The sequence below is a fragment of the Gemmatimonadales bacterium genome, from assembly GCA_036500345.1.
Taxonomy (GTDB): domain Bacteria; phylum Gemmatimonadota; class Gemmatimonadetes; order Gemmatimonadales; family GWC2-71-9; genus Palsa-1233.
In genome coordinates, this window is record DASYCE010000007.1 from 253,993 (window position 1) to 277,762 (window position 23,770).

Here is a 23,770-nt window from a genome sequence, read left to right on the forward strand (position 1 = left end):
TCTCGCGCGGCGGGAGGACCAGTAGCGACAGCAGCGAACGACACTGGTTCGCTGCTGTCGTTTTTGTTACTACAGTATCCCCGGCATCGGCGAGTGCCCGCTTCCGGGGCCCCAATCGTCGGTGTCGTCGTCGACCGCGTCCGCCGCGGCGCGCGCATCGGGATCGTCCTTCACCGCCCGCTCCGCCTCGGTGAGTTCGTCGGCGTCGACCGGCGTATCCACGTCGTCTTCGGGCGCAATCGGCTTCCCCTTCCCCAGCCCCAGGAGCCAGATCAGGAACGCGCCGATCAGAGCCACTGTCACCCAGATCCCTACCATTCATCCTCCTCGGTATGATGCGGTGCCACCCGCCGTGACGCGCCAGGCGATGAGCGGCAGCGTCTCCGGCGCGACATCGCCAATGTCGATCGCCAATTCGATGGCGCGAGCCGCCGCGGCCGCGGCATCGTGGCTCCTGGCGTGAATCGTGGCGACCCGTTGGCCTCGTTGCACTGCGATCCCCGGCTTGACCGGCACCTCGAGTCCCACGGCGGGATCAACCGTGTCCGTGACGGTTCGACGGCCGCCACCGAGGTCGATGATGATCCGGCCGAGCGCGCGAGGCTCGACCACGGTGACGATGCCGGCCCGCGACGCGAGGACATCGAGGCGTACCGGCGCGGCAGGAAGCTTCCCGGGATGCTCCACTGCTGCAGCGTCACCGCCCTGCGCCTCGACCATCGCGACGAAGCGTTCGAGTGCCTGGCCGGAACTGATCGTCGATTCGAGCCGGCGCCGCGCTGCCGCAGCGTCGTCCTCCGCACCGGCGAGGAGCAGCATCTCCGTGCCGAGGGCAAAGGTGACTTCCATGAGGTCGGCCGGGCCGTCGCCCCGGAGGCCGGCGATCGCCTCGACCACTTCGAGCGCGTTGCCGCAGGCGATCCCGAGCGGCCGGTCCATCGCCGTGAGGAGTGCGACCGTCCGGCAGCCGCGCGCCTCGCCGAGCGCGATCATCGTGCGGGCGAGTTCGAGTGCGCGCTCGGGATCGGGAAGAAAGGCCCCGGAGCCGATCTTCACGTCGAGGACGAGGCCGTTCAGGTCTTCAGCCAGTTTCTTCGACATGATGCTGGCACTGATGAGCGGGATCGATTCGACGGTGGCGGTGACGTCGCGCAGCGCGTAGAGCTTCCGGTCCGCGGGAGCGATATCGTCGGTCTGCCCGATCATCGCGACCCCAAGTGTGCGGACCTGTCGTTCGGCGTCGCGCAGCGGCAGCGTGGTGCGCATTCCGGGAATCGCTTCGAGCTTGTCGAGGGTTCCCCCCGTGTGGCCGAGGCCGCGCCCCGACATCATCGGGACGAGGACGCCGCACGCGGCGAGCATCGGCGCGAGAAGCAGCGAGGTCTTGTCGCCGACGCCACCGGTCGAGTGCTTGTCGATTCTTGGGCGGTGCTCGCCGTCAAAGCGCAACGAATCGCCGGAACGACGCATCGCATCGGTGAGCGCGGCGAGTTCGTCGGTCGTCAGGCCGCGAAAGAAGACCGCCATCGCCATCGCGGCCATCTGATAATCGGGGACCTCGCCGGCGGTGTAGGCTGCGATCAACGCCCGCCACTCATCTTCCGAGAGCGTGCCGCCGTCTCGCTTGCGTTCAATCAGGCGCGGAACGACCATTCACCCCTCGCGCCTGTGTGTTGATTCCGGAAGGATCCCGACCGTGTCGCTCCGCCGATTTGCTGTGACCATGCTCCTCGTCTGCATCGCCGTGACGCATCGCGCCGCGGCGCAGAGCAGCGAGATCGCAGCGGGCGTCAAGGCCGGCGACGCGCACGATCTGGAAGGTGCGCGCCGACACTTCGAGGCGGCGCTGGCGCACGATCCGGGGTCGTACGAGGCGAACTGGCGGTTGGCATTGCTGCTCATCGATATCGCCAAGCAGTTTCCCGACAACGCGCCGAGTCCGACGAGGGACACGCTCTACGTGCATGCCGAAAGGTACGCGCGGCGGGCGGTCGCCGCGAACGACAACGGCGCCGAGGGGCACTTTGCCCTCGCCAACGCGATCGGCAGGTCCGTGCTGAGCATGAGTGCCCGCGACCGGGTGAAGCGCGCGACGGAAGTGCGCGCCGAAGCGCTCCGGGCCATCGAGATCGATCCGCACCACGACGGCGCGTGGCACATCCTTGGCCGGTGGAACGCCGAAGTCGAGCGGCTGTCGGCGCTTCAGCGATTCTATGCCAAGGAGTTCCTCGGCGCGTCGGTGTTCAACGCCGCCTCGTGGGATGAAGCGGAGCGCGACCTCCGCCTCGCAGTGAAGTACGCGCCGACGAGAATCGTGCACCGGCTGGATCTGGCCGAGGTGCTCATCTGGCGAAAGAAATGGTCCGAAGCGAAGGTCCAGCTAGACGCCATTGCTGCGATGCCGGCCACGGACGTCTCCGATCCGTCGTACAAGCGGCAGGCACAGACGCTCGAAGGGACCGTCGGCAAGAAGGTGCACGAATGAGCCGCGAGGATCTTCACCGGGAAGTCGACGCGTTGCGCGAGCAGATCGGCCGCGCCAACCGCGCCTATTACGAGCTCGACACCCCCGAACTGAGCGATGCCGAATACGATCGGCTCTTTCGCCGGCTGCAACAGCTGGAGACCGAGCACCCGGAACTTGCCACCGCCGATTCTCCGACGCGACGAGTCGGCGGCGCGCCGGCGACGCACCTGCCGAAGCACACCCACCTCCGCCCGATGCTCTCGCTGGCCAACGCCTTCTCCGATGACGAACTGCAGGCGTGGGAGCAGCGCAACGCGAAGCTGGCGCCCACCGTTCGCGACGTGGGGTACACTGTTGAAGTGAAGATCGACGGCACGGCGGTCTGCCTCACCTATCGCGACGGAGCGCTGGTCACCGGCGCCACGCGCGGCAACGGCGCGGTCGGTGAGGACGTCACCGCGAACCTCCGGACCATCGATGACATCCCGCTCGAATTGCGCGGGTCGGGGTGGCCGGCGCTCATGGAAGTGCGCGGCGAGGTGTATTTCCCTCTCGAAGCATTCCGGAAACTCAATGTGCGACGCGAGCGCGAAGGTGAGCCGCCGTTTGCGAATCCGCGCAACGCGGCGGCCGGCGCGTTGCGACAACTCGACCCGGCGACGACGCGCAGCCGACGCCTGCGCTGCTTCGCCTTCCAGGTCGTCCCGATCGACGGATCGCTCGACGCACCGACCCACGATGACGCCCTCGCCGCGCTGGCGCGCTGGGGCTTCCAGGTGGAACCGCATCACGCGCGGGTGCCGACGCTCGGCGAGGCGATCGCGCGGATCAGCACGCTCGAAGCGAAGCTTCCGTCGTTGCCGTTCGGCGCCGACGGAGTCGTCGTCAAGGTTGATTCCCGGGAGCTCCAGGAAGCGCTCGGCACCATCGGCGATCGCGAGCCGCGGTGGGCGATCGCCAGGAAGTTTGCGCCCGATGTCGCGACGACGCGCCTTCTCGACATCCGCGTGAGCGTCGGCCGCACCGGCGCGCTCGCGCCGTACGCCGTGCTCGAACCAGTGGAGCTCGGCGGCGTCACGATCTCCAGCGCCACGCTGCACAACGATGAGGTGGTGGCGCAGAAGGACGTGCGCGTCGGCGACATCGTCGAGGTGATCCGCGCCGGAGAGGTGATTCCGCAGGTGGTGGGCCCGGTCCGGGAGCAGCGCGATGGATCGGAGACGCCGTGGGAGCCGCCGGCGCACTGCCCGGCGTGCGGTACCCTCGCCGTCCGCGATCCCGATGAAGTGATGCGCTACTGCCCGAATCCCCTCTGCCCGGGACGGCTGGTCGAGGGGATCGTCCACTTCGCGTCGCGCGATGCGATGGATATTCGCGGCCTTGGCTACGAACGGGTCCGGCAGCTGATCGCCGCCGATCTGATTCACAACGTCGCCGAACTGTATGACCTCACGGTCGATCAGCTGGTGACCCTTGATCGGTTCGCAAAGCAATCGGCGGCGCAGCTCGTTGCGGCGATTGATGCGTCCAGAGAGCAACCGCTCTCGGTGCTGCTCTACGCGTTGGGAATCCGGCACGTCGGTCGGTCGGTCGCGCAGTTGCTGGCGCGTCATTTCGGCTCGCTCGAACGACTCCAGGCCGCCGACGCCGACGCGATCGGTGCTATCAACGGCGTGGGGCCGACGATTGCGATGACGGTCCGTGGCTGGCTCGACGATCCGCGGAGCAGGACATTGCTCGACGCCCTCGTCGCGCATCGACTCACCACCATCGAACCCGGCGAGCGGACCACCCCGGGGGCCCTCTCGGGAAAAACCTATGTCCTCACGGGAACGCTGCCGACGCTCACCCGCGGCGAGGCCGCGGCCCGGATCGAGGGAGCCGGCGGCACAGTTGCCTCGAGTGTGACGAAGAAGACCTCCACCGTCGTCGCAGGCGATGAGGCCGGGAGCAAGCTCGACAAGGCGACGTCCCTCGGCATCGAAATCATCGACGAGGCGGAGCTCTTGCGGCGTCTCGACTCGGCGTCGTAGGTTCGCTTCCCCTCCATTCCAGCAGGTTCGGCGGTCCCGTGCAGCGCTACCTCATCGCACCGACATCCCTGCACCGCCTGCGCCGGCGCCTTCTCGCCGCGGGGCCCGGTGTCGCCGCGGAGATTCTCCACGAGGCGGGGTATGGCACCGGCGAAGCGCTGGCGGCGGCGTGGGCCGAGCATGTCAGGAAGCGGACCGGACTGAGCGATCCCGGGGAGCTCGATGCCGGATGGCTCGGTCCGCTCCTCGCCGAACTCTGCCGGGAGATGGGCTGGGGGTCGCTCGAACTGGCGGCGATCGACGAGCGCGCCCTGGTCGTGTCGTCGGTGGATTGGGCGGAGGCCGAGCCCGGCGCCACCGTCGAACCGGCATGCTACTTCAGCTGCGGTGCCCTCGCGGCATTCTTCACAGCGGTCGCCGGATCGGGGAGCGCGTCACCGATCGCGGTGATCGAGGTGGCGTGCCGCTCCCGCGGCGATGACCGCTGTTCGTTCCTCGCGGCGGGTCGCGATGCACTCGCCGCGGTCTACGACCTCATGGCCGCGGGACGGGACTGGCGCGAGGCGTTCGCGCCGGCGCCCGCCGATCGCTCCATTCAGTGACCGAACTCCGCGCGCAGATCCGCGCGCATCACCAGCTCGCCATTCTCGATCACTTCGCGGTCCCACGGCAGTACGATCGCCTTCTCGCTCATGAAGGCGTGGAAATCCGGCTGCCAGTTGCCGGTCTGAAATGAGACCGCGGTCCGAACGCTCGCCGGCTTGACGCCCTGAACCGCGTGCACGGCAAGCTTCATCGTATCGCCGCTGTCGCAGGTCTCGTCGACGAGGAGCACGCGCTTGCCGCGAAGCGCCGTGGGCGGATCGCTCATCAGCTCGGGATCGCCGTGGTCGTGCGGACGACCGATGACGATGGTGCGCAGCTCGCGCTGCAGGATGGAGGCGATGATCGCGGCGGGGATTACCCCGGCCTTGGCGATTCCGACGATCACTTCGGGATCGTAGGCTCGCGAGACATGGAGCGCGAGCGCACGACAGAGTTCACCAAAGAACGGCCAGTCGACTTCGAGGATTTCGCGGACCGGTGTGGCACGGGAGCGTGACATGATGACCTCCGCGTGGGGGCGAATGCTTCGACGATCGCGGACAGCAGGTAACTAGCGAGTCGCAGAGCAAGCCACAAGGCGGCGCCACACACCGGTGTCGCGGGCGCCACGGTAGCCCGGAACCCGCCGATCTCCTAACTTTCGCGGAATGTCCCGACCCAACCTGGCATTCCGCGCGTGAGCTGGTGGAAACGCATCCTCACGGGTGACGAGGCCGCGGTCAAACCGCAGCGCCTCGACTACCTCAACGAGGGTCTCGCGCTCGAACGCCAGGGCGACTACGAAGGGGCGATCACGTCGTACCAGCTTGCCCTCCGCGATCATCCGACCAACGTGAAGACGCTGCAGTACATCGCGATTGCGCTGTCGCGGACCGGGCGTCGCGAGGAGGCGATCCGGCACTACCGGCGGGCGATCGAACTGGCGCCTGATCTCGCCGGCGCCCATTACGGCCTCGCGTTCCTCCTGATCAAGCGCGGCGACACCGAGCGGGCTGCCGATCACCTCCGGACCTTCCTGGCCAAGCCTCCGCGCGACCCCGAGATGGCGCGATGGGTCGATTTCGCCCGCGAGACGCTGACGCAGATCGAATCCGGGGCGAGCCCGGTCTCGGATGCGGAGGCGCCGCGATGAAGCGATGGATCGGAATGATCGGCATCGTCGCCATCGTGGCGGCGTGCAGTGGTCTCCCTGCTTCCGACAACGGCGTGGTGGCGCTGGTGGTCACGACGCCCGATTCGTTGAACCTCACCGTCGGCGACTCGCTCACGCTCCGAGCCCACGCGGAGAATCTTCAGGGCGAGACGGTGCCGGCCGAGATCGAGTGGCGGACCTCGGATCCCACCCTCGTTTCGGTCGATGCCGCCGGCGTCGTCACCGCCCTGGTTGATACCGCGGCATCGGCGCACGTCCAGGCCACGGCCGGTGCGCTGGTGTCGAATATCGTGATCATCACGCTGCGTGACACCGCGACCACGGCCGGGCTCCGAGCCCGGCCGTGACGCCGTCCACACTCAATCAGATCTTCCTCTCAGGTGCGGAACGTTTCGCCGGCCGACCCGCGGCGATGCGGCGCAAGATCGAGGGCATGTGGCAGAATATCTCCTACGATGCGTTGCGCACGCGGGTTCGCCATCTGGGCCTGGCGCTGCAATCGCTCGGCCTCGTTGCCGGTGATCGCGTCGCGATCATCTCCGAGAATCGGCCGGAGTGGGCGGTCGCCGACTACGCCTGCCTCCTCACCCGACTGGTCGATGTCCCGATCTACACCACGCTCACCCCGCACCAGATCGCGTACATGCTGCGCGATTCGGGGGCGCGGGCCATCTTCGTCGCCAATCGCACCTATCTCGACAAGATCCTCGAAATCCGCTCGCAACTTCCCGACCTCACCCACCTGATCCTTTTCGACGGCCCCGCACCCGGGCCCGACGTCATGATGCTCGACGAGCTCGAGTCGCGCGGAGCCGGGATCGATGCGAATCGCTGGGAAGCAGAGGCAGGGGCGGTGCAACCGGACGACCTCGCCACGCTGGTGTACACGTCAGGGACAACCGGTGAACCGAAAGGGGTGATGCTCTCGCACGGGAACATCACCAGCAACGTGGTCGCATCCCTCAACCTTCTGCAGGTTGGTGCGGCCGACGAATACCTCTCCTTCCTGCCGCTCTGCCACATCTTCGAACGGATGGTCGGACATTTCACCATGATGCAGGCAGGGGCGGTGGTGAGCTACGCCACCTCGTTTGACACCGTGGTGACCGAGCTTCCCGAAATCCAGCCGACGATCGTCGCGTCGGTACCCCGGCTCTACGAGAAAATCTTCACCCGCGTCGCCGACACCGCGAATAGCGCCGGCGGACTCGCGCGGGCGATTTTCGCGTGGTCACAAGACGTCGGCCGCGATCGACTACAGTACACGTTGTTCGACAAGCCGGTGCCCCTCGGCCTGGCGCTTCGCAACCAGATCGCCGATGCGCTGGTGTTCTCCAAGCTGCGCCGGCGGCTGGGAGGCAGGATTCGCTTCCTGGTCTCGGGGGGCGCTCCGCTCAGCGCCGATATCTGCCGCTTCTTCATCGCGGCCGGGCTGCCGCTGATCGAGGGATACGGACTCACCGAGACCTCCCCGGTGATCGCATTCAACGATGTCCACCGGCTGCGCCCGGGGACGGTTGGCCTGCCGCTGACCGGCGTCGAGGTGTCGTTTGCGGGCGACGGCGAGATCCTGGTGCGCGGACCGAATGTGATGAAGGGGTACTATCACAAGCCCGAGGCGACAGCAGAGGCGATCGATCGGGATTGCTGGTTCCACACCGGCGACATCGGAGAATTCGACGCCGAGGGCTCGCTGCGCATCACCGATCGAAAGAAGGACCTGATCAAGACGTCGGGCGGGAAGTACGTCGCCCCTCAGCCGATCGAAGGGTTGCTCAAGCTCAACAAGCATTTCGCCAATGCCGTGATGCTCGGCGACAGGCGGCGATTCCCGATCATGCTGGTCGTCCCCAACTTCGCGGCACTGGCTGAATGGCTTGCTGCCGAAGGGATCGCCTCGCTGTCGCCGGAGGAGCTGGTGCGGATGCCCGCGGTCCAGGATCGAGTCGAACGCGAAGCGCGGAAGAGTCTGCGAGATCTGGCACAGTTCGAAATGCCCAAGAAGTTCGTTCTTGTCCCGCGGGATTTCACCATCGAATCGGGCGAACTGACGGCGACGCTCAAGGTGAAGCGGAAAGTCGTCGAGGAGCATTTCCACGACGCGATTGAAGCAGCGTACGCCGAATCGTAGGAATTTCAGCCGAATCGGCGCGACGATTCGGCAGCGCCATCCTGCCGCAGGTGCGTGTCACGCCGCCGTAACCCGCTGAGACAACAAGCGTTACAGAAGAAGCGGGTGCCCGTCGGCAAATCGTGGCACGTCGCCTGCACTATTCAGCTCCAGAGATGGGACATAGCCGGCGGCTGCCGAGGTGATTCGTCGCCCGGCGGCCGTTCGCGCATTCGGGGCCGCGGCTAGCGTCGCTTTGCCACCCAGACACCGTCAGCTTCGCCGATCACCTCGGCCCCACTCTCGGGGCGCGTACCGGTGCCGACGATGCGAAGCCCCGGAAGGACACTCATGAGGGCCGACGCAGTCCACCCGGCCGCGTCGCTCCCGAGGATAGCGCCGCGAATCGCGTGCGTCTTGAGTGCCCAGGCACCGCTCAGCAGCACGCTGATCGTGCCCGACGGTTGGAGGTCAGCCGGCGGATTGATGGCAATGATTCCGACCCCGGGGAGGGATCCCTGCAGCTCGGATGCGAGCCGCCCGGCCGCTCCGGCGAGGGCGATCCATCCTCCCGGACCGTCGATCCCGAGCAGCGCCTGCGCGTCCGATCCCGACGCACATGGCGACGCCACCTCCGATCGCCATCCGCCACCAAAATCGGGAACGCGGTCAGTCCAGGCGCAACTCCAACCGCAGATCGGACAGCCAAGGTGGCCGGCGACAACATCGCGGTGATCCATCTTGTCGGGCAGAAGGACGAGGTACGCCTCCTCGTGCGACTCCGGACAGCGGAGGTGATCAGTGAGTTCGATATGCACAGGTCAATCCGTCATCGCCGGCAGTCGGGGAGCCAGCCGGTCAGACCGGGCCGAGCCGGATCGACTCCAGCTGCACGTGGGGCGGCGCCAGGAGGGCGAAGAGCACTGCAGCGGCGACGTCGGCGGGGCGAAGCATCCGCGATCTCGGGGTGAACCCGGGGTTGTGATCCGGATCGACCGGATCCCAGATCGTGGTGTCGGTCGGGCCGGGTGAAATCAGGGTGCATCGCACGCCAGTTCCGCGGAATTCCTCGCAGAGCACGTCGTGCATCCCGCGCACAGCGTGCTTGGAGGCTGCGTAGGCGGCATTTCCGGCAAAGGCCCGATGGTCGGCGACACTTCCGATCAGGACGTGAGTCCCCTGACCGCGAGCGCGCATCAGCGGCAGGAAGTGTCTCGCCAGTGCGAACGCGGCTTCGACATTGAGTTCCAGTTGGCGCCGAAGAGTGGCGTCGTCGGTCTCCTCGATCGAGGCGACCACGAATGTTCCCGCGGCACTGACCACTCCGTCCGGAACGCCGTGCCGATCGACGATTGCGCGGAAGGCGTCGGCACGAGCGTGCCCGTCGGCCAGATCAACGGCGAGGTCTATCGCACCGGCCAGCGACGGCATCGGCGATCGAGCGAGGCGGATCACGGTCGCGCCGAGGCGTGAGGCTTCGACTGCGGTCGCGGCCCCGATCCCGCGCGACGCGCCGGTGACGACGATCGTCTTCCCTTCGAGCGGCGTCATTCGCCGCGGAACTCGACGAAATTGCGCGGCGTCTCCCAGAGACGCACCAGCGAGAGCCGTCCCGCGGGAACGCGATCCACCAGCTGCGTCCAGATGAATACCGCGATGTTCTCGGTGGACGGCAGCCGCGTCGCAAACCACGGGACATCAAGGTTGAGGTTGCGGTGGTCGAGATGCGCGTGGACGTGTTCGTCGAAGAGCGACTTCAGGACGCCGACATCGACGACGTAGCCGGTGTCGGGGTCGATCGCGCCATCGACGCACAGCTCGACCTCGTAATTGTGGCCGTGGAAGTTGGGATTGTTGCACGGCCCGAAGGTGGCGCGGTTCCACGCATCGGACTGCGCCGGATTGTGCAGCCGGTGGGCGGCGTTGAAGTGAACGCGACGGACGACAGTGGCGCGAGGCATGGCGAAAGGTACTACGGATGGCGGGGTAGGTCGTGCGATGGCGAGGAGGTTATTTGAAGCCCGGATGAATGTTCGGCACCCTCACCACATCGTCCGTCTTCCCCTGGTGGGGCATGACGTCGGACACGGAATTCGGGCCCTTCAATCGGACTTGTTGGCTCAATAACGTGGTTCCCCACCACCGCACGGCCGACGCTATTATACGGCGGCGCTCCAACGCAGTCAAACAGATTTGTCGCGGGCACGCGGGTCGCGCGATACCCTTCTCTCACCAGCACGAGCGGCGGTGCACAATGGTCGATTTTGTCGTGGGCCTCGCCCTGGTTGCCCTGTGGATCATCCTCCAATTCGTCGTGCGCCCGGCGACCGGATGGATCCATCTGGCACTCGGTGCCGGGATGGTGTTCATCATCCGCGGTATCGTCGCGTCGAAGTGGGGAACGCCACGTTCGCAGTGATTCGGGAGTGGCAATTGATTCCGCCGCAACACGCCGCACCCCACTCCCCAACGAGATCACGGCACCAGCGCGTTCTTCTTCGGCATCTCCCTGGTAATTGGCGCAACCCTCCCCGCCATTGATGCGTTGAACGACGGCAGGTCGGTTCGAACGAACGCGGCGAATGCGGTCTTCGCCGCCGCGAGGTTCGACTCGATCTCGCCGAGATCGGCCAGCGACGCGTCGGTGGGGCGGTAGTCGGCGCCGCCCGCGACATCCCCGGCACCGGTGCCAACCTCTCCGTACAGCCAGATCAGGTCGAGATAGACTCGCGGTTTCTCGACGTACCACTTGTCGTCGCTGTTGAGGTCGGAATTGGTCAGCAGCTGCATCTCGACCGCCAGCGCCTTCTGATCGAGTCCCTTGAGCGATTGCTTTGCGTCGGCGGTCACCGCATCAGACTTGAGGTCGTCCTCGATCTGCTTGCGCACGACCTCGATGGTGTCGATGAGGTCGCTCGTCGCAGAGATGTCATCGCGGACGCGGACCTGCGTGCGCGTCGACAGCTCCAGGTCGGCAGCGCTCGACGGCAGCTGGGTGTCCTTGGCAATCGTGAGCGGCGCGGTGTACGCGGTGCCGTCGACGGTGAGCCGGAACGTGTACTTCCCGGGCGCGGCGAGCGGTCCGGCGCGCTGCGGCTGCTGGATTCCCCAGTGCACCACCTGGCGCGTGGTTCGATTGTGGTATCGCGGCTCGTCCCAGATATGCGGATTGTCGGGCGGTGTGGTTCGCAGCGTCGGTTCCATCGGTGGATCATACCGCAGATCCCACGCGACGCGGCTCGCGCCGGGGCGCCCGGCGAACGTCACGGAGTGAACGACGGCACCGGCCGAGTCGATGAATTCGGCGTGCACCGAATCCCGCGGCACCGATGCCAGTGCAAAAGTCACGGATGCGGTGCCGTTCCGGGCGTTGCGGACACCGGGGAGCGGCGGATAGATGCGCACCGGCCCGGTGGCGACGTGGTCTGCCGTTTCGAGCGAGGTGATGTCGCGCATCACGTAGAGGCCACGTCCGTAGGTCGACACGATCACGTCGTGCTGCTGCTTGTCGACCACGATCCAGGTGACCGGCGCTGCCGGGAGGCCGGTGTGAAGCGGGGTCCACGTCGTACCATCGTCCATCGAGCAGTACATCGCATTGCCGGTGCCGGCGAAGAGCATCCCCTTGCGATTGGGATTCTCGGCGACCGACATCGCGTATGCGAGTGGATCGTCCTGCGGCAGGCCATCGCTGATTCTCGTCCAGCTGCGGCCGAGATCGGTCGTCTTGTAGATGTATGGCTTGCGATTGTCCATCATGTGATAGTCGACGACCATGTACGCGGTGCGCGGGTCGAATCGCGACGGCTCGATCTTGCGAATCGTCCCCCACGGCGCCATCCCGGCGACATTGGCGGTGACGTCATTCCATTTGCCTCCGCCGTCGGTGGTGTTCCACACCTTGCCGTCGTTGGTCCCGGCCCAGATCAGCCCCTTCTGGATCTCCGACGGCGCGATCGCGAAGACGACTTCGCCGTAGAACTGTCCAAGGTTGTCGGCCGCAATCCCGCCGGATGAGACGATCCGCGAGGAATCATGGGTCGAGAGGTCGGGGGAAATGACCTTCCAGCTCTGGCCGGCGTTGGAGGTCTTGAAGATCACCTGGCAGCCATAGTAGACAGTATTCGGATCGAACGGATCGATCGCCAGCGGCGGTGTCCAGTGACAGCGATACTTCGCCTTGTTCGGCTCCATGTCGAGGGTGTGCATCCACGGACTGACCGATCGCGCCACCCCGTCCATGTTGTCGAAGCGGGTGACGGTGTTGGCGTAACAGCTTGCCCAGATGATGTCCGAATTGCCGGGAGTGGGGAGGGTGAACCCCGACTCGCAGCCACCGATGTTGGCCTGCCAGGGGGCACCACCACCGCCGGGACCAGCGCGATTCGGGCGGCCGCCGCCTGCGAGAACAAATGGGCCGGCCGGAAGCGACGCCGATCCGGCGGTATCGCCGGTCGCTCCACCACCACCTCGACCACCGCCTCGTCCACCCCGACCGCCTCCCGGCGTGGCGGCGGCAGCAACCGGTGCGCCCGAGCCGAATCCACCGGTCGTCGCATAGGACGGGACGTTCGCCACCTGCACCGGTGAATTGCTCGGGCCGCGCATGGTGCCGTCGTCCTGGCGGTTGCTGTAGATCCAGTATGGCTCGCGGTCGTCGATCGCCACGTGATACATCTGACCGATCGGCAGCGAGAATTGGGAGAACCGCTCGCCGTGATCGCGCGTGATCCCGGCGCCGCCGTCGCCGGTCTCGACCCAGTGCGAAGGATTCCGCGGATCCATCCAGATGTCGTGGCAATCGCCGCAGCCGCCGTCGGTGACGGCGAACGTTTCGCCACCGTTGAGCGACCGGTGGAACGACGAATTGGCGACGAGCACTTCGAGATCGTTCTGCGGATTCACGGTGAGGCGGATGTAGTACCCGGCGCGTCCGATCAATGAACGATCCCAGCTCATCACCTTCCACTTCATGCCGCCGTCATCGGAGCGCCAGAGCGAGCCCTGGTCGTCGGTCTGGATCAGCGCGTAGACCCGGCTGGAGTTCGACGGCGCCACCGCCACGTCGATCTTGCCGAGCGGCGAGTGCGGCAGCCCCGGGTCGGTGATGCGGGTCCAGGTCGACCCGCTGTCGTGCGAGACGTAGACGCCGCTGCCGTTGCCGCCCGAGAACATTGCCCAGGTGTGCATCACCACCTGCCACGTCCCCGCAAAGAGGGTCTTCGGATCGCTGGCATCGATCGACAGGCCGGAGCAGCCGGTGTTCTCATCGACGAACAGCACCCGCGTCCAGGTGGTGCCTCCGTCAGTGGTGCGAAAGACGCCGCGTTCCTGCTGCGGCCCGGTGGCGCGGCCGAGGGCGCAGACGTAGACAATGTTGGGATTGGACGGATTGATGATTATCCGGCCGATCCGGCCGGTCTCGCGAAGTCCCATGTTCTGCCAGGTCGCGCCGGCGTCGGTGGATTTGTAGACGCCATCACCCATCACATCGGCGTCGCGAATGGCCCACGCCTCGCCGGTCCCCGCCCAGACGATCCGCGGATTCGACTGCGCCACGGCGAGCGCGCCGATCGCCTGCACCGGTTCATTGTCGAAGATCGGCGTGAAGGTTCGCGCGCCGTCGGTGGTTTTCCAGACCCCGCCGCTCGCCGCACCGAAGTAGTAGGTCGAGGTGTCGCCCGGGACGCCGGCGACCGCCGCGATGCGGCCGCCATTTTCCGGACCGACGTAGGCGAATCGTGGCGGCGCGACCGGCACGGCCCCCCCGCTCCCTCCCCTGCCTCCGCGCTGGGCGTGGAGTTGCACGGTAACGCACGAGACGAACGCCACTGCGGCGAGCAGGCCCTTTGACATGCAGCACTCCGGCATCGGTTGGATGGGTGGATAGTAGGGACGACTGCTGCTCAAGGGGAAGAGCCTGACCGGTGGCGCAGCGCGGGCGAGTGGCCATCGCCGGTCGGTTTGCGCACATTACCGCATGGACCAATCTCCCGTAGCTGCGCTCGGCTGGCTGATCTTCGCCGTCGGGATCGGCGTCATTCTCATCGCCGTGGTGCCGCGCTCCACGCAGGTCAAATCGCCGACCCGGCGGATCGCTGGTGTGGCAAGCGGCCTCGTCTTCTGCCTTCTTGCCGGGATCGTGATCATCCCGGATATCGGATCCAAGACCCAGACGGCGCTTGCGATCGCGGCACTGATCGCGACCGCCGCGAGCTGGTATCTCGGGCGTCATGCCCGGAAGATGGACCGGATGGCACGGCGAGCGCGCTGACAAACTCCGGCGCGCGCGTGGTCAGCTGCGACGCGTCCGCCGCTGTTTCGGCTTCACCCCTGCAGCGATCTGGTCCATCGTTCGACTGGTCGCCACCGAGGTCGTTGCTTCGGCGACGATGTCGAATCCGGGCCGCGCGAACTCATCGTCGTGCTTGATCAGGAGCCATTGCGGCTTGTCGGGATCGCCGCGACGAGTCCGCACCAGCACCCATGACCCTTCGAGCCGCGTGCCTTCCACGATGAACTTGAAATCGCCCCTGGCGTACCCCTCGCGGAGCCGGGCGACGGGGTCCGGATCCGCTGCAGCGAAGGTGTAGTATCCACGATCCCAGAGCATCACCGTGCCGCCGCCGTATTCACCCTTGGGAATCGTCCCCTCGAACGTGTTGTAGTCGATCGGATGATCCTCGACCTGCATCGCGAGCCGCTTGACCGCCGGATCGAGCGACGGCCCCTTCGGCACTGCCCAGCTTTTCATCACACCGTCGAGTTCGAGCCGGAGATCAAAATGGAGCGCGGTCGCGGCGTGCTTCTGGATCACGTACCGGAGCGCGGCGACGCCGGCTGTGGCCACGGCCCCACGAGGCTCGGCGGTCCGGGTGAAGTCACGTTTGCGGTGGTATTCGGAGAGCGGGGGCGTCTTCACAGGGCGTTTTGCCGTGGTGGTCGCGGCAGACTTGGTGCGACGGGACGTCGTCGCCCCCTTGGCAGCTGGTCTCGCGGCAGAACGCTTCGTTCCCGCGCCTTTTCTGGTTGCCACTGTCCCCTCCGTCTGGTGGAGGGACGACGCTCAACGTCGCGTTGGCACCCGCAGGATCAGATCTCCCAGTTCGACAGCATCACGCCACGGCAATCGACCCCCGGCATCCCGCCGAGCGTCATCCGGAGATCGGTCCATTGGACGCGATATCCGTCGGCGATCAGCGCCGCGTACAGCTCTGCGTGCCGGGTCTGGCAGCGGAGTGCGATGCGGCTGAGCCCCTGCGTCGCCGCCTCACGCTCGACTGCGCCGAGCAGGTCGATGGCGGCCGGCGTATCTGTCGCGACGAGCTTGAGCACCCGGAGTTCATCCCGCATCCGTCCCTGTGCCAGCGGCGCGGTATGCCAGAGCGCAAAACCGCGCAGCGCACCGCCCGGAGTCCGCAGCATGCTGACATCGCCCAGGCCGAGCTCGAGGGTGAGCGCGATCTCGCGGGAGAAGTCGACCCCCGGTGCAACGCGCCCCGTCAGGGCGAGACAATCGGCGAAGACACCCGCGCGCTGATCGTGTTCGAGTGCCGCCGCGGCGTCAGCCGCAGGACCGGCGTGGCGCAGGCGTTCGCGCTGCAGCGTGATGGTGAGGTGGTCGGGAAGAAAGCCGAGCTGCGAATAGAACCCGATGTTATCGACCGTCCGCGGCATCGTTTCGAGTCCGATGGTGCGGACCCCTTGAGCCGAGAGCCATTCGACTCCGGCGGTCACCACCCGTTGCCCGTGCCCGTGCCCCTGCCGGTCGGTGCGAACCGCCAGCGGTCCCATCCACCCTTCGGAGCCGGAACGGTGCACCATGTTGAATGCCACCACGTCGCCGCGGCTGTCGCGCCAGAGCATCGCGCCCTCGGCAGCATCCGCGATGGCGAACTGCCAGACCGCCGGATTGAGATAGGGGACGCGCACGCCCGAGAGACCGTCTCGCCGGTAGCGCTCGGTGAAGGCGTCGGAGAAGACGCGATTGAGCGCCTCGACGTCGGCCGCCGTTGCGCGCACGGGGCCGTTCAGTGCGTGATCAGATCGCCACATCAAATGGCTCCGGTGTCGATTCCTTCACCGTCGTGGTACGTGATTCGACGTCGTACGACATGGTGATGACACGGTCGAACGCGTCGCGCATCCCTTCGACGTGGGTGATGAGGATGACCTGCGGGAAGCGATCCGACAGTGCCCGGAGCAGGGTGAGCACGGCGCCGCGCCGTTCCTCGTCGAGGGCGCCGAAGATTTCGTCGAGGATCAGCAGCGAGAGCGGCTGCCCGGCGCGCTCGGCAATCAGCTGCGAAATGGCCAGCCGCAGCGCCAGGTTGAGCAGGTCCTCTTCGCCGCCGGAGATCACCGGCTTGATCTCGCCGTCTTCGACGACGGTCGGGACGTACGCTTCGTCCAGATCGACATCGAGGTAGCGTCCGGCGGTCAGGTCGCGAAGAAATTGCGACGTGCGTTCGGAGAGATCAGGACGGAGCTGCAGGTTGAGCGCCGTCCGCAGGTCGCTGAACGCACGATCGAGTTCGTCGAGCAAGGTGATCCGGTGGCCGAGGTTCCTGGCAAGTTCGGCCTTTGCGGCGCGATCGGCGCGGCGCGCGAGCGCGACCTGGCAACCACGCTCGGCGCGGGTGATCTGATCGGCGGTCGTCTGCACCGCGATCCGCGCCCCGTGCACCGCGAGTTCGGCATCGCGCACCGCTGCCTCGAGGGTCGCGAACGTCTCGGCATCCCAGGCGAGCGCCGCCAGCCGCTGATCGATCGCCGCGAGCTCGGCCTCGGCCGCTGACGCACGCTGTTCCGCCGCGGCAGCGTCCGCCACAAGTGATTCTGCCCGCCGTGCCATGCCGACCACCTGATCGTACTCTCGGCGGGACCGATCGAGCTCGGCGAGACGAGTCCGCACTTGCTCGTGCCGCTCGGCATTGTATTCGCCAGCGGGGCCGGCAAGGTCCGTATCGAGCGCAGCAATCTCCTGACTCAGGCGGTGCCGCTCCGCTTCGAGCTCCTGTCGCTGCCGCAGCTGCGCCTGCGCCTCCCCGAGCCGCTCCGTGGCACGGCGCAGGTCCTGGGCGAGCACCTGCCGCGCCGCTTCTACGTCGCGGACGTCCTGCGGCGGGTCGGTCAGCTGAGCGACGCGCTGATTGAAATAGGTCCCGTCGGTCTGGACTTCCTCCGTCTGCCGCCCGAGCAGTGCGAGCATCCCCGCAAGCGAATCGCCGAGGGGACGGCCGCAGGTGGGACAGATCCCCTCGGATCCCTGCCGCTCGACCAGTTCGCGCTGCTCCTTCAGTTCGCGATATCGGTCGCGCAACGCATCGAGCTTGGTGCGCGCTTCCTGGATGTCCTCCGTCCATCGCGTCCGTCGCTCCTGGAGCTGGCGATCGAGCGCTTCGCCGGCGGCAAGGATATCGGCACGCTGCGTGGTGAGCGTGGCGACGAGTGCAGTATCCGCGAGGAGCATGAGCGGCGACTCGATCTCGGTGAGCCGCGTGCGGGCGAGGTCGCGTCGTGCCGCGCTGTGGCTTCGCGCCGTGAACCGGACCGCGTCGCGGTCGAGCAGATCGCGCTCCGCCGCCAGCAGCGACCACTCGGCAATCGCCGGCTCGAGCACCCCGATCCGTTCGCTCGCCTGCAGCGCGTTGACCAGTTGCTGGTCGATGGCGCGGAACTGCTCACGCACCACGGCAACGCGCTTGTCGATCAACCGCCGTTCGCCGTCGAGCCCCTGCCACGCCACTCGCCGTTCCTGTGCCGCGACCCAGGCCGGCGACAAGGCCGCCATGCGGTCGTTCACTTCCTGTTCGGTGCGCAACGCTGCGGTCCGGGCGTCGCGTGCCGTGGAGAGCGCGGAGAGCGCCTGCGTCACCTCGGCTTCAATGGCATCGGGATCGGCGAGCCCCTGTTCGATTCCCGCGAGGGTCGCGCGTTGCGCCGAACGGTCGTGCCGCAGCGCCTCCTGAGCATCGCGCAACTTGTCGTAGCCGATCACGCGGGAGAGAAACTGCGCCCGCTCGGTGCGCCCCATCGCCGCCATCACGGCGAGTTCCTTCTGTCCCGTGAAATAGGTGTTGAAGAACTCTTCGCGCCCCATGCCGAGGAGTGACGTGACGCGCTCGGTCACGGTCCCGGTGCTGTTGGCCAGCACCTGGTCGTCGACCCGAAGTTCCGCGCTGGTGAGCGTCCGTGTCACGACGTAGTGCTTGCTGCCAAGAACAAACTCGAGAGTCACCTCGAATTTCGACCGTGCCGGCGATCCGCGGCGACGCAGCGTGTCGCGGGTGCCTCGGGTCCCCGGCACACCGTACAACGCGTAGGCGATCGCCTCCAGCAGCGTCGTCTTCCCCGATCCGTTCGGTCCGACGATGCCGGTGAGACCGCGATCGAAGGTGAGCTCGGTGGCTTCGTGCTGCCGGAAATTGATCAGGCGCAGGCGGACGATTTCCACTCACCCCTCGCCCGGTGCATGGTCGGCAGCGGCGAGAAACTCGAGCCCGGCGGCAACGAATTGCGCCCGATCGAGGCCCGCCTGGAGCTGGCGTTCGCCGAGGTATGCTTCGACAATGTCGGGAAGCGTCTGCCGATGACCCGGCGCGCCGGACGCGACAGCGTGACGTCGCTCGGGCGGCCGGAGGTCAAGCTGAAAGTGCAGCGCTTCGTTTTTCCACGATCGGATCCGTGCGTGATCGAGCTCGCGAGCGACGGCGCGGGGCACTCCCCGCAACACCTGCCGGACCACCGCGCCGGCAATGCCGCCGGGGACTTCTGCGACGGCGTCGGCGATCAACCGGTTGATCTCGGCCGCGGCAAGATCTTCTGCATCGAGCCAGCGAAGATCGAGGAACCGGCGCGGCGCGGCGATCGGCTGCCGCGTGACGGCGCCCGTCTCCAGATCGATCAGTAACCATCCCTTGCCGCGGACGTGCAGGTCGCGCTCTTCGCGCAGCTCGCGCCAGGGATTGGTCGACACGTAGTCGAGCGACCCGGCGTACCATTGCCGCGCGCCGACCTGACGCTGCACGTGGTAGTGCCCCAGCGCGATGTAGCTCCAGTCGTCGCGCAGGTCCGCCGCCATGAGCCGCGCACCGCCCGGCTCGAGGTTTTCGGCGTCGTGCGGGAAAAGGTCTTCGGTCTCGCCGTGAATCAGCAGCACCTGGTGCCGCTCGGTGCCGCCCGGCTCAAACGCCGCACGAGGTGATTCGATCAGCGCCTGGTGGGGGACACCGAGGATGCTGAGGTCGAGCGCGGGAAACGGAAATCGCTGCGCGCGATCGGCGGCGACGTAGACCCCGACCTCGCGCAGCACGCCGAAGATCGACACGGTGTCGCTGGACCGCGGCGTGTCGTGATTCCCCGCGATGACAACGACCGGCACCTGCGGCAGCGCGCGCTGCAGCCGCACGAATTGCTGCAGGGCATGGAGAATGGCCGAGTTGGTGGGCCGCACATTGTGAAAGAGATCACCCGCGACGACAACCGCGTCGGGACGCGCCGCGATCACGCCGTCGATGGCAGACGCAAAGGCGCTGGCAACGTCGACTTCCCGCTGATTCCGGCCCTTCTCGTTCAACCGATGGTATTGCCGGAATCCGAGATGCGGATCGGCCAGATGCGCCAGACGCATCCTCTAATATGGCGTGAACGGGTCCTGGTCGTCGCGCACCAGCGGCGCCACCCCGCGCCGTGGTTCGACCGGCTGCGCGACGATGGTCCGCCTGAGACATCCACGGAAAAAGGCCAGGACGTCGTCCGGTGCCCGGAGCGCCACCGCCGAAAGCGCCTTGAGCACTTCCTGCTCGGGGCGCCCGTCGATCGCGCTCCGGATGCTGTCGGCGCTGACCGCCGGATCGAGTCGCTTGAGCCGCTGAACCACCCCGTCCTCGAAGGCGACGTCGGGAACCGGCGGAAAGCGATCAACCCCCTCGCGCCCCGAAAGCGAGGCCGGGCGCGGAAAGCGGATGAAGACTGGTTGGGTAAAGTGGGGATGGCGAAGCATCAGTTCGCCCTTGGGAAGCGACGCCAGCTTGGCCTTCACCGCAGGCGACAGGGTGGCGTAGCCCGGCATCGCCAATTCGTCGCTGTCCATTCTCCCGTACGCGCTGGTGCCGGCGTTGCCGGTGACTCGCCGCATCACCTGCGACCGGAACTGCTGCGCCGAGAAGAGCACGAGGCCGAGGTAGCGCCCCCGCTCGGAGAGATCGAGCAACATCCGCTTCACGTACGTGTCGGGACCGTCGGCGGGGGCGTACTTGTTGAGTTCGTCCACGAAGACGATGACATGATCGACGCCGAGATCGCGCCGCTCGAGGTGTTCGCGAACCCGGGCGATCAGGCGGGCGAAAACGAGATCCTGGGCCAGCGGATCGACGCCCGCGATGTCGACCACGTGCACCGACCGATCACGGAACGCTCCCCACGGGAGATCGCTGACGAGCGCGTCATCGGTGACCAGCCCCTTGGAACGCGTGGCAATGTTGCCGAGCCGGTTGCGGACCTTTCGAATCGTCGCCGCGTGGTGGGTCCGCCAGACCTCGGCGCCACGCTGGGTCTCGAGGAAGTCGAAGATCGAACGGAAGAAGTGGTCGAGGTCGGCGAGACTCGTCACCTCGAACGGCTTTTCCTGCAATTCGGGCGCCTGATAGCGCTTGCCGACCACGCGATCGGCGAGAAAATCGAGGAGCGCATCCGCCTTGGCGTCGATGTCGTCGCGATTCAGGACCACTTCGGCGAAGTCGAGGACTTCGCGCAACCCCCACACCAGCGGCTGCACCGCGCCGGCGATCTCAGGATTGGTGCGCAGGGTGTTGAGGTTGACACCATCTGGCTTGAAGGGGGCGTAGACGGTGACATCGGCAAATGGCACCGCCTGCAATCCGAGTCGATGCCAGATCGCCAGGTCCTCCTTGCTCAGGACCGACGGCTGGTCGAGAAAGCAGAGGTCGGGGCCCTTCACGTTGAAGCAAAGCGCGGCGACGCTCCCCTTCGATTTCGGGAACGTCTGAAAGATCGCGCTCAGCAGCACGGCGATCGCACTGGTCTTGGTGGCGAGACCCGACACGCCGCTGATGTTGAAGTGCGCCGCCTCGGGACCGACGAGGAAGTCCGCATCGAGATACACCGGCGCATCGACAGCACCGCCGGCGAGGAGTCCGATCGGAATCCCGGTCGACGCGTCACCGCCAGTGTACGTCTCCATCCGCAATGCGACGCGAACGTCCTCCGCCGACGCGAGGACCACCGCGCCGAACGGCGCGGGCTGCATCGGTTCGGCCGGGAGTTGCCTGACGACGGCGACGGTCCAGAGTCGAATCGCGGTGCGTGATCGTGCGCTGCGCGCCGGATTGCCTTCGGCAGCGAGGACGGCATCGAGCGGACGGGCAAGATCGAGATAGGAAAAGCCCTCGACGATGACGCCGAAGACGGTTCGCCCTTCGGCGTCGACGCGAACGATCGTACCGATCCCGCATGACGCGTCGGCACCTGACCAGAAATGAAACTGGTGCGGGGTGCTGGGATGCTCTTCCGTCGCGACGACCTGCCCGACGATCGATTCAGTCACGACGACCGGTCATTCCAATCCTGGTGGCTGCGGGACGTGCTCGAGCCAGAAGCCGGCGAGCCGCTGCGCGCCGTCGACTTCGACGAGGAAGTGATCGGCGACCCGAATCGCTTCCACCGGGCGGCGGGTGCCGATCCGGAGATGGAAGGTGGTTTCGTCGGGGTCGGCGGAGACGGTCAGTGTGGTGTCGAACTCCAGTGCCGCGACGCCACGCTTGGCCGTGCGCGACGGGACCAGCACCTGGCCGCGCCGCGCCTCCACCGGTGCGGCGAGCCCCGCGAGGGTCGTGATGTCGGGCCACACCACGATGTCGATGCCGCACAGCACTCCGGCACTGATGTCGAGGACGGCAATCGATCCGTCGTCATCGTTCAACTCGACGGTGCCGGTATACCCCGCGCCAGTCGCCGGCGGATCGATCGTTCCGGTGAGAATGTCGGTCTCGGGATCCCAACGCCATTGCAGTGTCGGGAGCGGACCGGGCTGCGCGAGGACGTGAATCTCCAACGCCATCAACCACTCAGCGCGGGCACGCCGAGACGCGCAACGAACTGCACGATCCGATCGCACGCCGCTTCGAGTTGCGCATCGGACACCGCGAATGACAGGCGAACCCAGCGGTCATCGCCAAACGCGACGCCGGGGACGAGCGCCACGCCGGCATCCTTCATCAGTTGCTCGCAGAACGCCGCGCCGCCGATACCGCGCCCCGGTGCGAGCGCGTCGACGCGGAAGAGGAAATAGAAGGCGCCGTGCGGCTCGACGAATTCCACACCGGGCAACTGGTCGCCGAACCGGGCGACGAGGTAGTCGCGGCGGCGGGAAAACGCGGCGACCATCCGCTCCACGTCGGCGTCGATCGCCGGATCGCCAAACGCCTTCGTCGCCGCCCACATCGCCGGCTGGTTGGCGCCGGTGGTCATGTGGCTCTGCAGCGCCGCCATCGCCCGGGTCACTTCGGCGGGCGCGTACGACGCGCCGATCCGCCAGCCGGTCATCGCATACGCCTTCGACGCGCCGTAGAAGACGAGCGCGCGCTCGAGGACACCGTCGTCGAGATCAAAGAGCGATGGAGCGGGGCCGGCGCCGTAGTGAATTCGCCGATAGATCTCGTCGTTGAGCAGCCAGATCCCGTGCGCAGCCGCCCAATCGGCAATTGCGCGCAGCTCAGCCTGGGTGTACACCGAGCCGGTCGGATTGCACGGTGAACAGAGGATCACGCCGCGGGTGTGCTCGTCGCGTGCGCGCTCCAGATCGTCGACGCTGACCTTGAGTCCCCATTCCGGGTCTCCGGCGACCATCACCGGTTCGGCGCGGGCCAGGTGCACGATCTGTGGATACGACACCCACGCCGGTGAGGGAATCAGCACCTTGTCGCCCGGGCCGAAGAGCGTGAAGCAGGCGTTGAACAGCGACTGCTTTGACCCGTTGCTCACCATCACCCGATCGGGATCAACGGCACGTCCGCCGCTCATCCGCGAGAGAGCCGACGCAATTGCCCGCCGCAATTCCACCGTGCCGACATTCGGTGCGTAGCGCGTCTTCCCGGAGCGGATCGCGTCGATCCCGGCTTCCGCCACTGCAGCGGGGGTGTCGAAGTCGGGCTCGCCGGCGCCGAGATCGAGGACGTCGTCGCCGGCAGCCTTGCGCCGTTGCGCTTCGGTGCTGATCGCCACGGTTTCCGACGATTTGAGATACTGGAGATTGGGTGAGCGATGGAAGGTCATCCTAGAAAATACCCACCTTCCCCGCGCACCGGCCCGGCGCGATTTTCGACCCGGCTAAGTTGACGTCGTCGATGGTTGATCGAGTCGCTTTGACAATCGAGGTGGGA

General features: G+C 66.7%; 22 protein-coding genes. 8 read left to right on the forward strand and 14 right to left on the reverse strand.

The features are described 5' to 3' along the window. Positions 1 to 69: 69 nt before the first annotated feature. Positions 70 to 318: a hypothetical protein gene (locus tag VGM20_03825; protein HEY4099987.1), complete on the reverse strand. Its 249-nt coding sequence runs from the start codon at positions 316 to 318 to the stop codon at positions 70 to 72. Beyond that, complete coding sequence (locus VGM20_03830; GenBank protein HEY4099988.1) at positions 319 to 1,653, reverse strand: thymidine phosphorylase; 1,335 nt, start codon at positions 1,651 to 1,653, stop codon at positions 319 to 321. It lies immediately after the preceding gene. A 43-nt stretch (positions 1,654 to 1,696) separates the two neighbouring features. Between VGM20_03830 and VGM20_03835 the strand changes: the two genes are divergently transcribed. From VGM20_03835 to VGM20_03845, 3 genes are read left to right on the forward strand one after another with little or no spacing between them, the layout of a single operon-like run. Beyond that, positions 1,697 to 2,485, forward strand: coding sequence for a hypothetical protein (locus VGM20_03835; GenBank protein HEY4099989.1), 789 nt, complete (start codon positions 1,697 to 1,699; stop codon positions 2,483 to 2,485). Beyond that, on the forward strand, positions 2,482 to 4,500 hold the full coding sequence (gene ligA, locus VGM20_03840; protein HEY4099990.1) for an NAD-dependent DNA ligase LigA: 2,019 nt from the start codon (positions 2,482 to 2,484) through the stop codon (positions 4,498 to 4,500). Before VGM20_03835 ends, ligA begins: the two co-directional genes overlap by 4 nt. Positions 4,501 to 4,538: 38 nt before the next feature. Then, complete coding sequence (locus tag VGM20_03845) at positions 4,539 to 5,102, forward strand: 4-vinyl reductase (GenBank protein ID HEY4099991.1); 564 nt, start codon at positions 4,539 to 4,541, stop codon at positions 5,100 to 5,102. On the opposite strand, the gene VGM20_03850 is transcribed toward VGM20_03845, so the two are convergent. Continuing rightward, a complete protein-coding gene (locus tag VGM20_03850) occupies positions 5,096 to 5,605 on the reverse strand; it encodes a phosphoribosyltransferase family protein (GenBank protein ID HEY4099992.1) in 510 nt (169 codons plus the stop codon). The genes VGM20_03845 and VGM20_03850 overlap by 7 nt on opposite strands. A gap of 177 nt (positions 5,606 to 5,782) precedes the next feature. Here VGM20_03850 and VGM20_03855 point away from each other — a divergent pair, with 177 nt between their 5' ends. Genes VGM20_03855 through VGM20_03865 form a run of 3 tightly spaced genes read left to right on the forward strand, consistent with a single transcriptional unit; the run spans position 5,783 to position 8,390 of the window. Then, a complete protein-coding gene (locus tag VGM20_03855) occupies positions 5,783 to 6,238 on the forward strand; it encodes a tetratricopeptide repeat protein (protein HEY4099993.1) in 456 nt (151 codons plus the stop codon). Continuing rightward, entirely contained in the window at positions 6,235 to 6,606 is a 372-nt protein-coding gene (locus VGM20_03860; protein HEY4099994.1) for a hypothetical protein, read from the forward strand. Before VGM20_03855 ends, VGM20_03860 begins: the two co-directional genes overlap by 4 nt. After that, positions 6,603 to 8,390 carry a long-chain fatty acid--CoA ligase gene (locus VGM20_03865; protein ID HEY4099995.1) on the forward strand — a complete coding sequence of 596 codons (1,788 nt, stop codon included), beginning with the start codon at positions 6,603 to 6,605 and terminating at the stop codon, positions 8,388 to 8,390. The genes VGM20_03860 and VGM20_03865 overlap by 4 nt, the downstream gene beginning before the upstream one ends. Before the next feature lie 224 nt (positions 8,391 to 8,614). Here the strand turns inward: VGM20_03865 and VGM20_03870 are convergent, their stop codons facing one another. Genes VGM20_03870 through VGM20_03880 form a run of 3 tightly spaced genes read right to left on the reverse strand, consistent with a single transcriptional unit; the run spans position 8,615 to position 10,330 of the window. Beyond that, entirely contained in the window at positions 8,615 to 9,187 is a 573-nt protein-coding gene (locus VGM20_03870) for a hypothetical protein (GenBank protein HEY4099996.1), read from the reverse strand. Positions 9,188 to 9,227: 40 nt separating this feature from the next. Continuing rightward, complete coding sequence (locus VGM20_03875) at positions 9,228 to 9,920, reverse strand: SDR family oxidoreductase (GenBank protein ID HEY4099997.1); 693 nt, start codon at positions 9,918 to 9,920, stop codon at positions 9,228 to 9,230. Further along, on the reverse strand, positions 9,917 to 10,330 hold the full coding sequence (locus VGM20_03880; GenBank protein ID HEY4099998.1) for a 6-carboxytetrahydropterin synthase: 414 nt from the start codon (positions 10,328 to 10,330) through the stop codon (positions 9,917 to 9,919). The genes VGM20_03875 and VGM20_03880 overlap by 4 nt, the downstream gene beginning before the upstream one ends. Before the next feature lie 293 nt (positions 10,331 to 10,623). Between VGM20_03880 and VGM20_03885 the strand changes: the two genes are divergently transcribed. Then, positions 10,624 to 10,788, forward strand: coding sequence for a hypothetical protein (locus VGM20_03885; GenBank protein HEY4099999.1), 165 nt, complete (start codon positions 10,624 to 10,626; stop codon positions 10,786 to 10,788). Between the two features lie 56 nt (positions 10,789 to 10,844). Here VGM20_03885 and VGM20_03890 read toward each other — a convergent pair whose 3' ends face one another. After that, positions 10,845 to 14,225 (reverse strand): hypothetical protein, encoded by a 3,381-nt coding sequence (locus tag VGM20_03890; protein HEY4100000.1) that lies wholly within the window; start codon positions 14,223 to 14,225, stop codon positions 10,845 to 10,847. A 124-nt stretch (positions 14,226 to 14,349) separates the two neighbouring features. Here VGM20_03890 and VGM20_03895 point away from each other — a divergent pair, with 124 nt between their 5' ends. Beyond that, positions 14,350 to 14,643 (forward strand): hypothetical protein, encoded by a 294-nt coding sequence (locus VGM20_03895; GenBank protein ID HEY4100001.1) that lies wholly within the window; start codon positions 14,350 to 14,352, stop codon positions 14,641 to 14,643. A 21-nt stretch (positions 14,644 to 14,664) separates the two neighbouring features. Here VGM20_03895 and VGM20_03900 read toward each other — a convergent pair whose 3' ends face one another. Genes VGM20_03900 through VGM20_03930 form a run of 7 tightly spaced genes read right to left on the reverse strand, consistent with a single transcriptional unit; the run spans position 14,665 to position 23,663 of the window. Then, positions 14,665 to 15,405 (reverse strand): DNA polymerase ligase N-terminal domain-containing protein, encoded by a 741-nt coding sequence (locus tag VGM20_03900; protein ID HEY4100002.1) that lies wholly within the window; start codon positions 15,403 to 15,405, stop codon positions 14,665 to 14,667. A 56-nt stretch (positions 15,406 to 15,461) separates the two neighbouring features. Next, complete coding sequence (locus VGM20_03905) at positions 15,462 to 16,424, reverse strand: GNAT family N-acetyltransferase (GenBank protein ID HEY4100003.1); 963 nt, start codon at positions 16,422 to 16,424, stop codon at positions 15,462 to 15,464. Beyond that, on the reverse strand, positions 16,411 to 18,825 hold the full coding sequence (locus tag VGM20_03910; protein HEY4100004.1) for an SMC family ATPase: 2,415 nt from the start codon (positions 18,823 to 18,825) through the stop codon (positions 16,411 to 16,413). Before VGM20_03910 ends, VGM20_03905 begins: the two co-directional genes overlap by 14 nt. Beyond that, entirely contained in the window at positions 18,826 to 20,001 is a 1,176-nt protein-coding gene (locus VGM20_03915; GenBank protein ID HEY4100005.1) for a metallophosphoesterase, read from the reverse strand. 3 nt (positions 20,002 to 20,004) lie between these two features. Then, positions 20,005 to 21,936 carry a hypothetical protein gene (locus tag VGM20_03920; protein HEY4100006.1) on the reverse strand — a complete coding sequence of 644 codons (1,932 nt, stop codon included), beginning with the start codon at positions 21,934 to 21,936 and terminating at the stop codon, positions 20,005 to 20,007. Between the two features lie 9 nt (positions 21,937 to 21,945). Continuing rightward, positions 21,946 to 22,449, reverse strand: coding sequence for a hypothetical protein (locus tag VGM20_03925; GenBank protein HEY4100007.1), 504 nt, complete (start codon positions 22,447 to 22,449; stop codon positions 21,946 to 21,948). Then, entirely contained in the window at positions 22,449 to 23,663 is a 1,215-nt protein-coding gene (locus VGM20_03930; GenBank protein HEY4100008.1) for a pyridoxal phosphate-dependent aminotransferase, read from the reverse strand. The genes VGM20_03925 and VGM20_03930 overlap by 1 nt, the downstream gene beginning before the upstream one ends. Between the last annotated feature and the right edge of the window lie 107 nt (positions 23,664 to 23,770).

Bases quoted from the DNA above. Each gene is read 5' to 3' on its own strand.
- VGM20_03825 (HEY4099987.1), bottom strand. From the start codon at position 318: ATGGTAGGGATCTGGGTGACAGTGGCTCTGATCGGCGCGTTCCTGATC.
- VGM20_03830 (HEY4099988.1), bottom strand. From the start codon at position 1,653: ATGGTCGTTCCGCGCCTGATTGAACGCAAGCGAGACGGCGGCACGCTC.
- ligA (HEY4099990.1), top strand. From the start codon at position 2,482: ATGAGCCGCGAGGATCTTCACCGGGAAGTCGACGCGTTGCGCGAGCAG.
- VGM20_03850 (HEY4099992.1), bottom strand. From the start codon at position 5,605: ATGTCACGCTCCCGTGCCACACCGGTCCGCGAAATCCTCGAAGTCGAC.
- VGM20_03860 (HEY4099994.1), top strand. From the start codon at position 6,235: ATGAAGCGATGGATCGGAATGATCGGCATCGTCGCCATCGTGGCGGCG.
- VGM20_03875 (HEY4099997.1), bottom strand. From the start codon at position 9,920: ATGACGCCGCTCGAAGGGAAGACGATCGTCGTCACCGGCGCGTCGCGC.
- VGM20_03880 (HEY4099998.1), bottom strand. From the start codon at position 10,330: ATGCCTCGCGCCACTGTCGTCCGTCGCGTTCACTTCAACGCCGCCCAC.
- VGM20_03885 (HEY4099999.1), top strand. From the start codon at position 10,624: ATGGTCGATTTTGTCGTGGGCCTCGCCCTGGTTGCCCTGTGGATCATC.
- VGM20_03890 (HEY4100000.1), bottom strand. From the start codon at position 14,225: ATGTCAAAGGGCCTGCTCGCCGCAGTGGCGTTCGTCTCGTGCGTTACC.
- VGM20_03895 (HEY4100001.1), top strand. From the start codon at position 14,350: ATGGACCAATCTCCCGTAGCTGCGCTCGGCTGGCTGATCTTCGCCGTC.
- VGM20_03905 (HEY4100003.1), bottom strand. From the start codon at position 16,424: ATGTGGCGATCTGATCACGCACTGAACGGCCCCGTGCGCGCAACGGCG.
- VGM20_03915 (HEY4100005.1), bottom strand. From the start codon at position 20,001: ATGCGTCTGGCGCATCTGGCCGATCCGCATCTCGGATTCCGGCAATAC.
- VGM20_03925 (HEY4100007.1), bottom strand. From the start codon at position 22,449: ATGGCGTTGGAGATTCACGTCCTCGCGCAGCCCGGTCCGCTCCCGACA.
- VGM20_03930 (HEY4100008.1), bottom strand. From the start codon at position 23,663: ATGACCTTCCATCGCTCACCCAATCTCCAGTATCTCAAATCGTCGGAA.